This window comes from Serratia sp. FDAARGOS_506 (genome assembly GCF_003812745.1).
Classification (GTDB): domain Bacteria; phylum Pseudomonadota; class Gammaproteobacteria; order Enterobacterales; family Enterobacteriaceae; genus Serratia.
This window is the reverse complement of sequence record NZ_CP033831.1, coordinates 4,249,247-4,261,856: the sequence shown is the minus strand read 5'-3', so window position 1 is coordinate 4,261,856 and position 12,610 is coordinate 4,249,247. Positions and strand designations below refer to the sequence as shown.

At 56.7% G+C, this 12,610-nt stretch carries 10 protein-coding genes; 2 read left to right on the top strand and 8 right to left on the bottom strand.

Annotated elements, in window-relative coordinates; genetic code table 11:
- Nucleotides 1-115 precede the first annotated feature (115 nt).
- Genes EGY12_RS20610 through manX form a run of 4 tightly spaced genes read right to left on the bottom strand, consistent with a single transcriptional unit; the run spans nt 116 to nt 3,303 of the window.
- Nucleotides 116-574: a DUF986 family protein gene (locus EGY12_RS20610; protein WP_123895192.1), complete on the bottom strand. Its 459-nt coding sequence runs from the start codon at nt 572-574 to the stop codon at nt 116-118.
- Nucleotides 575-628: 54 nt separating this feature from the next.
- Complete coding sequence (locus EGY12_RS20605) at nt 629-1,471, bottom strand: PTS mannose transporter subunit IID (protein WP_123895191.1); 843 nt, start codon at nt 1,469-1,471, stop codon at nt 629-631.
- Nucleotides 1,472-1,486: 15 nt separating this feature from the next.
- Nucleotides 1,487-2,287, bottom strand: a complete 801-nt coding sequence (locus EGY12_RS20600; RefSeq protein WP_033634888.1) for a PTS mannose/fructose/sorbose transporter subunit IIC — start codon at nt 2,285-2,287, stop codon at nt 1,487-1,489.
- Nucleotides 2,288-2,343: 56 nt separating this feature from the next.
- A complete protein-coding gene (manX, locus tag EGY12_RS20595; protein ID WP_123895190.1) occupies nt 2,344-3,303 on the bottom strand; it encodes a PTS mannose transporter subunit IIAB in 960 nt (319 codons plus the stop codon).
- A gap of 562 nt (nt 3,304-3,865) precedes the next feature.
- Here manX and EGY12_RS20590 point away from each other — a divergent pair.
- Nucleotides 3,866-5,410 carry a TerC family protein gene (locus tag EGY12_RS20590; protein WP_123895189.1) on the top strand — a complete coding sequence of 515 codons (1,545 nt, stop codon included), beginning with the start codon at nt 3,866-3,868 and terminating at the stop codon, nt 5,408-5,410.
- Between the two features lie 16 nt (nt 5,411-5,426).
- On the opposite strand, the gene EGY12_RS20585 is transcribed toward EGY12_RS20590, so the two are convergent.
- From EGY12_RS20585 to pabB, 4 genes are all read right to left on the bottom strand, one after another.
- Nucleotides 5,427-7,013 (bottom strand): EAL domain-containing protein, encoded by a 1,587-nt coding sequence (locus EGY12_RS20585; RefSeq protein WP_123895188.1) that lies wholly within the window; start codon nt 7,011-7,013, stop codon nt 5,427-5,429.
- 267 nt (nt 7,014-7,280) lie between these two features.
- On the bottom strand, nt 7,281-8,645 hold the full coding sequence (gene sdaA / locus EGY12_RS20580) for an L-serine ammonia-lyase (RefSeq protein ID WP_123895187.1): 1,365 nt from the start codon (nt 8,643-8,645) through the stop codon (nt 7,281-7,283).
- A gap of 446 nt (nt 8,646-9,091) precedes the next feature.
- The gene (locus tag EGY12_RS20575) at nt 9,092-9,670 is read right to left on the bottom strand and encodes a CoA pyrophosphatase (RefSeq protein ID WP_123895186.1); all 579 of its coding nucleotides are present in this window, start codon (nt 9,668-9,670) and stop codon (nt 9,092-9,094) included.
- Complete coding sequence (pabB, locus tag EGY12_RS20570; protein WP_123895185.1) at nt 9,667-11,040, bottom strand: aminodeoxychorismate synthase component 1; 1,374 nt, start codon at nt 11,038-11,040, stop codon at nt 9,667-9,669. The genes EGY12_RS20575 and pabB overlap by 4 nt, the downstream gene beginning before the upstream one ends.
- A 529-nt stretch (nt 11,041-11,569) precedes the next feature.
- On the opposite strand from pabB, the gene EGY12_RS20565 reads away from it, so the two are divergent.
- A complete protein-coding gene (locus EGY12_RS20565) occupies nt 11,570-12,571 on the top strand; it encodes a glycosyltransferase (RefSeq protein WP_123895184.1) in 1,002 nt (333 codons plus the stop codon).
- Nucleotides 12,572-12,610: the final 39 nt, after the last annotated feature.

The following is a 12,610-nucleotide window of genomic DNA, read 5'->3' as shown; positions in this document are numbered from 1 at the left end:
TGTAGACGTGGGTAACAATGTTGCGGAAATAATAGTCAGAAAGAAATTGCGCTGCTGGTTAATTGTCCACAAACAGCGCGAGGTTTGAACGAAAACAAAATGGTTTTCTTTTTATTTATTGATTATCAACGAAAAAGTGGTAAATCTTCTCCAGGTCGTCCAGGTGTGTTACCTGAACCAACAGTCTGCGCTGCTCCAGGTCGATGGCCAGAATTCCGTCCTCCGATAAATTCATGGCTTTAATGCGGTTATATTCGACAAACACATTGGCGAAGAAAAAACCCTGCGCTTTAAACACCATCTTGGGAGCGCGAATATAAGAGATATAGATCGCGAGCAGTGCCAAAGAAATAAGCAGATAAGTGGTTAATACCGCACCGTGGGTGGTGACGTTGCGGTAAATCAGAATGGCGATCAGGCCGACGAAAATCAGGCTGTCGAGGCGATGACGGCGTTTGAGCGGCACCTTGAGCCGCGTTTTGCCTTTCAGCAGATCCATGCCGAATTCGTCATACAGCGAGTACAGCAACAGCAGGGCGATAAACAGCATCAGTACGGCGTCGGTCAGTGACATCTCTTGCTCCACACATAAAAAAGCCGGGGGTTGCCCCCCGGCCGTTTCGAACGATTACAGGCCCAGCAGGCCAATCCAATAGCCAAAGATACCGATGACGAAGAAACCGATGATGATCCACAGCGCGTTGACTTTCTTGCGCAGCAGCCACATACAGGCGAAGGTCAGCAGCAACGGCACCAGGCCCGGCATCAGCTGGTCGAGGATGGTCTGCACCGTGGTGACGTTGGTATGCCCGGTCTGGTCGGTGATCTTGGACACCACCAGCGGGATATTCACGTGCGTCCACTTGTTGACCAACGCGCCCATGACAAACAGGCCGAGAATAGACGCCCCTTCCGTCAGTTTCTGCAGGAAGCCGCCGCCCATGTCGTTAACGATATCCACCCCTTTGCGGTAACCGTAGGCCACGCCGTAGTAGCGGGTCAGCAGGCGCACCAGGTTGAACAGCACGAAGAACAGGATCGGCCCGAGCAGGCTGCCGCTCATGGCGATGCCGGCGCCGAGCGCGGCGAATACCGGCCGCACGGTGCCCCAGAAAATCGGGTCACCGACGCCTGCCAATGGCCCCATCAGACCGACCTTGATGCCGTTGATCGCGCCGTCGTCGATCGGCGCGCCGTTGGCGCGTTGCTCTTCCATCGCCATGGTGACGCCCAGCACCGGTGCCGCCACGTAAGGATGCGTGTTGAAGAACTCAAGGTGGCGCTTGATCGCCTGTTTGCGAGCGTCATTGTTTTCCGGATACAGGCGACGGATCACCGGCACCATCGAGAAGCAAAAACCCAACGCCTGCATGCGTTCGAAGTTCCACGAACCCTGGAACAGGTTCGAGCGCAGGAATACGCCGCGAATATCGGCCGGCGTGAGTTTCTTTTGAGCAGTTGTATCAACCATTTCTCTCACCTATTCCTAGTCGAGTTCGTTATCGAGATCGTTCGCGTTAGCCGGACCGGCCTGGACAACCTGAGACTTGTTGTATTTCGGGCTGAGCTGGATATACAGCACGGCCATCACCACGCCGATGACGCCGAGCGCCACCAGGTTGAAGTTGGTGAAGGCGGCGGTAACGAAACCGAGATAGAAAAACGGCATCAGGTAGCCGGCGCGCATCATGTTAATCACCATCGCGTAACCGACCACCACGATCATGCCGCCGGCGATGTTCAGGCCGCTGGTGACCACTTCCGGGATTGAGTTAAGCAGGGCGTGTACCCCGGCGGTGCCGACCGAGATGGCGACGATGACCGCCGGAATGGCGATACGCATCGCCTGCAGCAGCAGGGCGCCGATGTGGATCCAGGTGATGGCGCGCAGGCTTCCGCGCTCCGCAGCGCTGTCAGCCGCGTGCTGGAAGGCCACGGTGAGGGTACGCACGATGATGGTCAGCACCTGGCCGGCCGCCGCCAGCGGAATGGCCAGGGCGATACCGGCACCGACGCTTTGCCCGCCGGCTATGACCAGAATGGTCGAAATGATGGACGCCAGGGCGGCATCGGGCGCGACTGCCGCACCGATGTTCATCCAGCCCAGGGCGATCATTTCCAGCGTACCGCCGATGATGATGCCGGTTTTCATATCGCCGAGAATGAAGCCGATCAGAGTACAGGCGACCAGCGGACGGTGAAATTGGAACTCGTCGAGGACGGAACCCATCCCGGCGATACAGGCAACGATAAATATCAGCACAATCTGAAGAGTGGTGATCTCCATTGCACTTCTCCTATGACCAAAAAAGCTCTGAGTAAAATAATCAGCGGCTGGTGCCACTAATTGAGTTTGTTAATCAGGTCCATCATTTTTAGCCGGCTGTCGGACGAGACCTTACGCACCTCCAGCTCGATACCGCGATCGTTCAGTTTCTTAAACGCTTCGATATCTTTTTCATCGACGGAAACGGCGTTGTTCACCTGGGTTTTCCCCTGACGGAACGCCATGCCGCCGATATTGACGGATTGAATATCCACGCCGCCTTCCACCAGGCGCAGGACGTCGGTCGGGTTGGTAAACAGCAGCATTACGCGGTCGTTGGCGTATTTTGGGTTGTTCCAGACGCGGATCGCCTTCGCGACGTCCACCACGTGAGCGGTGACGCCCGGCGGGGCGACCTGGGTCAGCAGGGTTTTACGCACATGGTCGGCGGCGACTTCATCGCTGACGACGATAATGCGGCTGACGTTGGTTTCTTTGGTCCATCGGGTGGCGACCTGACCGTGAATCAAGCGGTCATCGATGCGCGCCAGACCGATTTTCATGTGGTCGTTCGGCCCCAGCGGCGCCTCAGGGGCAACGGCTTTGGCGACGGGTGCAGCGGGTTTGGCGGGTTCTTCCTGCGGTTTTTTCAGCGCTTTCACGCCTTCGCGGCCGGTTTCCAACGCCAGCGCCACCAGTTCATCGAAAGCGGGATTGTCGTCCCGCGCCATGAAGGTTTCCACCAGCATCGGAATGTTAACTCCGGTGACGACCTCATAGTTTTCTTTGTCGACCGCAATGCGGCTGGCGGCGTTGAACGGGCTGCCGCCCCAGGTATCAACCAGGAATAGCACGCCGCCACTGGTATCCAACCCACTGATTTTTTCGTTGTACTTGACGATTAACGTTTCGGCATTTTCACCGGGAACGAAGTCTATAAAGGCGACGTTGTCCTGCTCGCCCAATAGCATCTCCGCCGTTTTCAGCAGTTGTTCCGCTGCAGCCCCGTGTGTGCCGATGATAATAGCTATTGCCACTCGCTACCTCCTCGTTGAACTCCTGGCGCGGTTTGTGTCGTTCTTCCGCACCGTCTTGGCAGTCACTTCCGCGGTTCAGATACATTATGGTAGAAAAAAAGAAACGCACGCCTAACATTTCTCACGCAGTTTCAAATGCCTGTGCGCGATACTTCACGAACGCGTCATTTATTTTAGTGAGTGAAAAAATATTTTTTGTGACGCTGCTCAGCTATTGAATGCTCGGAGAAATCTTAGCTGTCGCAGACGATATGACGTGGCGCCATCCTAAACCGCCGTTGAAAAAGCCGCTTTGTCCCCCAGAAAAATCCTGATACAGTAATTTCCTCTTTCATCACTAAGGAGTGAAGGGCCTCAGCCCTCCCTATGGACTGTCACCGAAGTTACTGTTTTTCCAGGTTTCACCCGCCACCTGCTGGCGTCGCATATGCTGTTCGGCCCTTCGGCCATCACCCGGTAACCCCATCCCGTCACCTTGCTATTGTCGACTGCGCCCATGCAGCGGCGGCATCGTCACGTCTGAGCGGCGTGCGCGCATTCCCACTTTTCTCTGGAGTCTGATATGGAATTTTTAATGGACCCCTCTATTTGGGCGGGGTTGCTTACGCTGGTGGTGCTGGAAATTGTGCTCGGCATCGACAACCTGGTGTTCATCGCTATTTTGGCCGACAAGCTGCCGCCGAAGCAGCGCGATAAAGCGCGCATCATAGGCCTGTCGCTGGCATTGCTGATGCGTTTGGGCCTGCTGTCGGTGATCTCCTGGATGGTAACCCTGACCACGCCGTTGTTCCGCGTCGGCGATTTCAGCTTCTCCGGCCGCGATCTGATCCTGTTGTTCGGCGGGGTATTCCTGCTGTTCAAAGCTACAATGGAGCTGCATGAACGGCTGGAAGGGCAGACACACCAGGACGGCGCCAACCGCGGTTATGCCAAGTTCTGGGCGGTGGTGGTGCAGATCGTCATCCTTGACGCGGTGTTCTCGCTCGATGCGGTGATTACCGCCGTGGGCATGGTGAACGATCTGCCGGTGATGATGGCTGCGGTGGTGATCGCGATGGCGGTAATGCTGTTGGCGTCCAAGCCGTTGACTAACTTCGTGAACGCACACCCGACCATCGTGGTGCTGTGCCTGAGCTTCCTGTTGATGATCGGTCTGAGCCTGATCGCCGAAGGCTTCGGTTTGCATATTCCTAAAGGCTATCTGTACGCCGCGATCGGCTTCTCTATCCTGATTGAATTGTTCAACCAAATCGCGCGCCGCAACTTCATCAAGCATCAGGCGCGTCGCCCTATGCGCGAGCGCACCGCAGAAGCGATTATGCGTCTGATGGGGCAACAGCGTGCGCAGCAGACGGACGATGCGATTGCCCTGCCGAGGGATGAAACCTTTGCGGCGGAAGAGCGTTATATGATCAGCGGCGTGCTGACGCTGGCCTCGCGTTCATTGCGCAGCGTGATGACGCCACGTACCGAGATCTCCTGGGTCGACTGCGAGCGCTCCCGGGAAGAGGTGCGCGCGCAGCTGCTGGACACGCCGCACAGCCTGTTCCCGGTGTGTCGTGATTCGGTGGATGAGATCGTCGGCGTAGTACGCGCCAAGGATCTGCTGGTGGCGCTGGAGCAGGGTGAAGACATCGCCGAATTCGCCGCCCGCACGCCGCCGATCGTGGTTCCTGAAACCATGGACGTCATCAAGCTGCTGGCGGTGCTGCGCCGCGCCAAAGGGCGTCTGGTGGTGGTCACCAATGAATTCGGCGTCGTGCAGGGGCTGGTGACGCCGCTGGACGTGCTGGAAGCGATTGCCGGTGAATTCCCGGACGAGGACGAAACGCCGGACATTGTGGCGGAAGGCGACGGCTGGCTGGTGAAGGGCGGAACCGATTTACACTCGTTGGAACAGGCGCTGGCCTGTGATGATCTGGTCAGCCCTACAGCCGACTATGCCACCCTGGCGGGGCTGTTGTTGGCCCACTACGGCCAGATGCCGGTGGTGGGAGACTCCATCGAGCTGAACCATCTGCGTTTCGATATCGTTGAGGTGTCCGAATACCGTATCGAACTGGTGCGCGTTACCCGCGTCGCCCTGGACGAAACGGCGCACGCGTAACCTTCCCGCCGGGGGCTCAGGCCTCCGGCGAATTCTCTTCCGCTTTCCTGACGCGCGATTCGTACTGCTGCAGCCACAGCGGGAAAACATGGATCGGCATCGGCTTGGCGAAATAATACCCCTGCAGGGCATTGACCTCGCGTGAGCGCAGATAGTCGGCCTGTTCCTCCGTTTCTACCCCCTCTGCCACCAGTTTCAGCTTCAACCGCTGCGCCAGCGTAATGATGGTGTCGGTCACGGTGGCGTTGACTGCGTCGGTGCCGATGGCAGCGGTAAACCCGCGGTCGATCTTCAACACGTCCGGGCTGAGATTTTTCAGGTAGCTCAGCGAGCTGTGGCCGGTGCCGAAATCGTCGATGGCCAACATGATACCCATGTCTTTCAACGTGCGAATCTGGTCATACTGGATCGCCGACAGCGCGGTGCGCTCGGTCAGCTCCAGCATCAGTGACGGCATCGGGTGCGCCGGCAGCCAAATCTGGCGGATATCGTCGATGATGTTGAGCGTTTTAAAATGCTCTGCGGCGACGTTGATGCTGATGTAGAACGATGGCCGCGGCGGGAACAGCTGCAGATTTTCCGTCACGGTGTTCATCAGATAGCGAGTGAGCGGAATGATCAGGTCATGCTGCTCGGCCAGCGGAATAAACACGTCAGGCGAGATCCACCCCTGGCGCTTCTTTTTCCAACGCAGCAGCATCTCGACGCCGGCGCAACGCCCGGTGTCGCTGTGGATGATCGGCTGACAGTAGACGCGGAACTCCCGGTGGGTGATGGCATGGCCGATGTGATAAGACAGGCTCATGCGGTTGGCGGTGAGCAGGTAGACCACATAGGCCGCCAGCAGGCTGATCAGCAACGCCAGCGGAATATGGCGCGGCAATGCGGAAAGCGCCAGCATGCCGATCTGTGGACCGAACAGTGAAATCGAGAACGGATACAGCGCAGAGCCGGCGGTGCAGCGCAGATCGTTGGTCAGGGTGTCGCGGCTCAAGATTTCGCGGCGGCCGTATTCCAGACTGCTGTCGGCCACATTCAGCACCACTCGTTGAACGTAAGGCTCCTGCGGCTCAAGTAAGAAGTTGGACAGCAGTTCGATATTGAATACGTGCAGCACGCCGCTGGTTTTATCGCTGGGAGATGGTGTCCATAATACCAGCGTGGGCAGGCCTTTGCTCACTGCCAGCGAGGGGCGCAGCGCCAGTCTGGCGTTGCTGTTGACGAGGGTGGGCATCACCGCGGCCATTTGATAATGACGGGCGCCAAACAGGCTGGAACAGTAAATAATGCCGTTTTTGACCAGCAACATGGCGCGCAGCGCCTGATTTTGCGCGGCGCGAAAGCGCAGTGTCGACGAAACGTTTTCGCAGGGTTGGTCCAGCATGTCCATACTGCGTTCCGCTTGCATCTGCGCCGGCGTCAGCAACTGGTTGAGCTTGCCAACGGTGCGGGTGGCCAACGTCTGCTGGCTCTGCTCGATGCTTTTGACCTCTTGATAGTAACGGGTATACAGCGATACCAACAGAATAGCCACGCCCACCGCTCCGGCCAGCAGCCAACGGTAGTAACGATATCGGGACGCGGCGAGGTGGGTCATCAACATCCGGTAAATCCTTGTTCGGTAATCCAGCTCCGAGTCACAGTCAGGCTATAGATCCTTAAGTTGCGCTCGGCTAATTCTAGCCTGAGGTTATACAAGATTGATGGTAACTCAGTAAATTATTTCAGTTTGGTAAAACAGAAGGCCAATTTGCAGGCTAACCGCCGGATCGATGAGAAAAAAGCAGGATATTTCTGGTGACATTGTCACTAGGCGCGGTCAATGAATTGATTACCCATAAAAAACCCCGCCGGGCGGCGGGGTTGTCTGTCAGTCGCATTGCACCTTGATCGCCAGGCCGCCGCGCGAAGTTTCGCGGTACTTGGCGTTCATGTCTTTGCCGGTTTCGTACATGGTCTCGATCACCTTATCCAGCGAAACGCGCGGCTCGCTGGTGCGGCGCAGGGCCATGCGGGCTGCGTTGATCGCCTTGACCGATGCGATGGCGTTGCGTTCGATGCACGGCACCTGCACCTGGCCGGCGACTGGGTCGCAGGTCAGACCCAAGTTGTGCTCCATGCCGATCTCCGCCGCCACACACACCTGCTCAGGGCTGCCGCCCAGCAGCTCGGCCAGACCGGCCGCCGCCATGGAGCAGGCAACGCCCACTTCACCCTGGCAGCCGACTTCAGCGCCGGAAATGGAGGCGTTCATCTTGTACAACGCGCCGATGGCGCCTGCCGCCATAAAGTAGCGGATGTAGATATCCGGGCTGACAGACTCGATGAAGTGATCGTAGTAAGCCAGCACCGCAGGCACGATGCCGCAGGCACCGTTGGTCGGCGCGGTAACCACGCGGCCGCCGGCGGCGTTTTCTTCGTTAACCGCCAGCGCGAACATGTTGACCCAATCGATCACGTTCATCGGATCGCTGGAGAGTTTGTCCGACGCCACCAGCATACGGCGCAGCGCAGAGGCACGGCGCGGTACGCGCAGCGGCCCCGGCAGCACGCCCTCGGTGTTCAGACCGCGATCGATACAGGCACGCATGGTTTGCCAGACGTTCCCGAAATAGGTGTCGATCTCTTGCTTGCTGTGCAGCGCCAGTTCGTTCTGCATCACCATGCCGGACAGTGACAGACCGGTCTCGCGGCAGTGGTCGAGCATTTCACGCGCGGAGTTGAACGGGTAAGGCATTTGCAGCTCTTGCTCGCCGGCCTTGCCGAAGTTCTCCTCGTCGACGATGAAACCGCCGCCGATGGAGTAATAGGTCTTGCTGTACACTTCTTTATCGCCGGAGAAGGCGTGGATCTGCATGCCGTTCTCATGCAGCGGCAGGTTGTCGCTGCGGAAAACCATGCCGCCGTCGCGCGGGAAATCGACTTCATGCAGGCCGTTGGCCAGCATCAGGCGTTGACGTTGTTCTACATCGCGAATAAAACCCGGAATGCTATCGATATCGACGGTATCCGGCATATTGCCGGCCAGGCCGAGAATGATAGCGATATCGGTATGGTGACCTTTGCCGGTCAATGAGAGTGAGCCGTAAACGTCTACGGCAACACGCGTGATAGAAGGCATCAGGCCTTTATTTACCAGATCGTCGACAAACTGTTTGCCGGCTTTCATCGGTCCAACCGTATGAGAGCTGGACGGGCCGATGCCGATCTTAAACATGTCGAAAACGCTAATCACGCTAAAACTCCTTAAAGAGACGTATTGTTATGGCTGCAGCGGTTAAAAACCGCGCAGGGAACAGCGATATTGTAAAAGGGCCGTGCGGGTTCGGCTGCCTTTTTCGCATGAAATTAAATAATCCGTGGTGTCGCTTTTTTTACTGATTACCCGGGGCGAACCCTTATGCGGGGTATCCGCTTTCGCCCAAGTTCCATGAGTGGTAATCGCGCCAGCTTTCCGTGCTGAACGCCGCCGGCTTAATCCCTGTTTCTACAGTGGTTTATCTCGGACGGTGGTATTTTACAGGTATTTCGTAAGGTTTAAGAGAGGGTTTACAGTTTTTTTAAAACCATTCAATCGGAACGGTAGTTGAAAAAGCGATCAAATGAAGTGATTTCGATCGCTTTACCTGCAGCGAACGCCGACGGCCATGCCAGATTGCGAGTCAGATCACGCAATGCGGATTAAATACTGACCTGCTGAGCCAGGCGTCGAATGATGGCCGCGGTCAGCCCCCAGATAAACTGGCCGTGGTACCAGGAGAGGTAAATGCGGTGCGTATGGCCGGCGCGATGAATATCCAGCGGGTAGTAACGTGACAGGGTCAACGCTTCCCGCAGGGGCATCTCGAACACGTCCGCCACTTCGCCCTCATTGGCGTGGAATTGCACGTCTGGCGGGATCAGGCCGACAACAGGTGTGACCTGAAACCCGGTGCTGCTGTCGAGCGGCGCCATTTGGCCGAGCACGCTAACCACTTGCGGCGGTATCGCTACTTCTTCCTGCGCTTCACGTAGCGCCGTAACAATCGCAGACCCGTCTTCGGCGTCGGTTTTACCGCCGGGGAAGGCCACTTGGCCGGCATGTTTGCGCAGCGAATCGGCGCGGCGGGTCAACAGCAGCGTCGGCTCGGCGCGGCAGACGATAGGGATCAGCACCGCCGCCGGGCGCACATTGTGCGAGATCTGCGCCGCCTGCGGCAGCTGCAGTTGAAAACGGCTGATAAAGGCGTGCAGTGAGGCCGGTGAGTTCGATGGGATCACGACAGGGCGCACTCCCCCAGCTGCGGCAAAATACGGCCAACCTTGTCGAAGGTCTCCTGGTATTCCGCCTGCTCCTGGCTGTCCGCTACGATGCCGCCGCCGGCGGAGCAGTGGATGCGACCGTTTTCGGTGACGAGCGTGCGGATGGTGATGTTGGTGTCCATGGTGCCGCAGGCGCTCAGGTAACCGATGCTGCCGCAATAGGCGTTACGGCGCTGCGGCTCCAGTTCTTCGATGATTTCCATCGCTCGCACTTTGGGTGCGCCGGTGATCGAGCCACCGGGGAAGCAGGCGCGCAGCAGCTCGGTGGCCGAGGCCTGTTCCGGCAGGGTGGCGGTAATGGTGCTCACCAGGTGATGCACCGCCGGGAACGGCTCCACGACGAACAGTTCCGGCACCCGTACGCTGCCGGGCTGGGCGACGCGGCCAATATCGTTGCGCAGAAGATCGACGATCATCAGATTTTCAGCGCGATCTTTGGGCGAGTCGGCCAAACGACGAGCCTGTGCTGCGTCTTGTTCTGCGTTCGCCAGCCGCGGCAACGTGCCCTTGATGGGGCGGGTTTGGATACGCTGTTGCTCCAGCCACAAGAAGCGCTCGGGAGAGACGCTCAGCACGCTGTTGTGCGGCAGCCGCAGGAAGGCGGAGAACGGCGCGCGGTTGCAGGCGCTCAATCGGCAAAACGCCTGCCATTCATCCCCCTGGTAGTCGGCGGAGAATCGCTGTGCCAGATTAATCTGGTAACAGTCGCCGCTGCGCAGGTAGTGCTGAATACGTTGGAACTTTTCGCCGTATTGTTTTCGGCTCATATTGGCACGCCAGTCGCTCAGCAGGGTGAAAGGGCGCTCTGTCGGTGCGGTTTGGCTATTGAGCCAGCGCCAGCGCTGCTCCACATCGCCATAGCTGAGCAACGTCAGGGTTTGCCGCTGGTGGTCGGCGATCAATGCCCAGTCATAAATGCCCACTGCCATGTCCGGTAAAGCGAGGTCGGCTTCGGCCAACTGCGGTAAGGTTTCCACCCGACGCCCAAGATCATAGCCGAAAAGCCCCAGGGCACCGCCCTGAAACGGCAGATCTGGGTTAAAGGCCGGTTGCCAGTCTTGCGCCGCCAACTGTTGCTGCAGCAGGGAAAACGGATCTTCCATCGAATAAGTAGTGACGCCGTCACTTTCAATTTCCGTACCGGCACCTCGGGTGGTGAGCGTCGTGCGCGGCTGTGCGACCAGAATGTCGAAGCGATTATGCGAATGCTCGGCAAATCCAGAATGCAGCAACATCGCCCAGGGATGCGCTGAAAGCGGGGCGAAAAGCGTCATCAGAGCACGGCGGCTATAGGGCAAAAACTTTATGTTTGGGGCGGTTACGCTCATGAACGTCAAAAAACCTGGCTGTAAAGACGGCGTTGTCTGGCCGTTAGTGTGCCATAGACGGCCACGGCATGCATGTTTCGTCATGCGAGACATGCAGCACACTTCACATAAACGGCAGTTCAATAAACCTGAAATAAGGCATTTTTTGCGCCATTCATTATACTTCGATATGTTAAAAATTTAACGTCAAAATGAACTGGATGCCTCATTCATCGAGGGCGCAAGACCCGAGAAATATAAAAACGATTCGTTAGTTTCATAAATTTATTGTTACCCATCGTTATTACCCGGGTGGCGCGGGATAGTTTTGTCTGTGTTTTTTCACGCTGACTGTTCGGTGAAATTGGTGCCATATTAGCCACCGTTTTCCTGTTGAAAGCATGAAAAGACAAAACAAGATAAATCTTATTTAGCTTGCTGCGGAAATCTGAGCGCCAAGTTTTATTCTTCCGGTCGAACACTGAATAGACTGACTATTTTATAAAAAATAAAATTATTATTTTGTTACATTATCATTGAAGAGCTGCCTATGTCGTTAATGCTGAGCGTCATCGTCCCGATGCACAATGCGGGAGAACTATTAGAGCCTTTCCTGGCTTCGTTGCTGGCCCAACGCGAGCAACGGTTGGAAGTGATCATCGTCAACGATGGTTCTACCGACGGTTCAGGAGAAATCGCACACCGTTATGCAGCGGCGCATCCGCATATTCGTGTCATCGATCAGGTTAATGGCGGCGTTTCCAACGCGCGTAATGCCGGCCTCGCCGTTGCCCAGGGTAAATACGTAGCGTTTCCTGATGCCGACGATCTGTTGGCACCGGACATGTATTCCACGCTGTTGGAGCAGGCGGAGCAATATCAATTAGATGTGATGCAATGCAATGGCGAGCGCTATTTCGCCAGCGCAGACGAATTACAGCCGATTTTTCCCCAGGATCGTTTACAGACCACTGGCGTTATCACCGGCGTACAGTGGTTCGAACGTGCACTGAAATCGCGAAAATTTATTCACGTTGTGTGGTTGGCGATATATCGTCTCGATTTTATCCGTCAGCATCGACTCTATTTTGAACCAGGGTTGCATCATCAGGATATTCCCTGGACGACCGAGGTCATGTTTAATGCCCAACGGGTCAAATATTTAAGCACGCCGCTGTATCGTCAACGGGTACATGACAAGTCGATCAGCAACCGTCGCCGCACCGGCAAAGCGAACGTGGATTATCAACGCCACTATATGAAAATCGTCGAAATGCTGGAGCGGCTCAATCTGCGCTATGCAGGCACTATCGCGATTCGTCCGGCTTTTCATTGGCAAATCACCCGTGAAGCGTTGGGCATTTGCCACAGTATTCGCCGTGAGCCGGATCCGGCCGCTCAGAGTCAGATTACTGAAGAGTTCTATCAACGTGGCATCGACAGAGCGATGTTCGCCAACGCGCGCGGCGTGAAGCAGGGGTGGCATGTCATGTTGTGGCGGCATCGCCTGAAGCAGTGGCGGAGCGATAACGGCTGTTCGCAAGTGGCCTGAGGCACAAGACGTTGGGATCCGTCGCGTTAGCGCGTATAC

What these genes read in the sequence shown, in the direction of transcription:
- EGY12_RS20610 (WP_123895192.1), bottom strand. Translation starts at nt 574, where the DNA reads ATGTCACTGACCGACGCCGTACTGATGCTGTTTATCGCCCTGCTGTTG.
- EGY12_RS20605 (WP_123895191.1), bottom strand. Translation starts at nt 1,471, where the DNA reads ATGGTTGATACAACTGCTCAAAAGAAACTCACGCCGGCCGATATTCGC.
- EGY12_RS20600 (WP_033634888.1), bottom strand. Translation starts at nt 2,287, where the DNA reads ATGGAGATCACCACTCTTCAGATTGTGCTGATATTTATCGTTGCCTGT.
- EGY12_RS20590 (WP_123895189.1), top strand. Translation starts at nt 3,866, where the DNA reads ATGGAATTTTTAATGGACCCCTCTATTTGGGCGGGGTTGCTTACGCTG.
- EGY12_RS20585 (WP_123895188.1), bottom strand. Translation starts at nt 7,013, where the DNA reads ATGTTGATGACCCACCTCGCCGCGTCCCGATATCGTTACTACCGTTGG.
- pabB (WP_123895185.1), bottom strand. Translation starts at nt 11,040, where the DNA reads ATGAGCGTAACCGCCCCAAACATAAAGTTTTTGCCCTATAGCCGCCGT.
- EGY12_RS20565 (WP_123895184.1), top strand. Translation starts at nt 11,570, where the DNA reads ATGTCGTTAATGCTGAGCGTCATCGTCCCGATGCACAATGCGGGAGAA.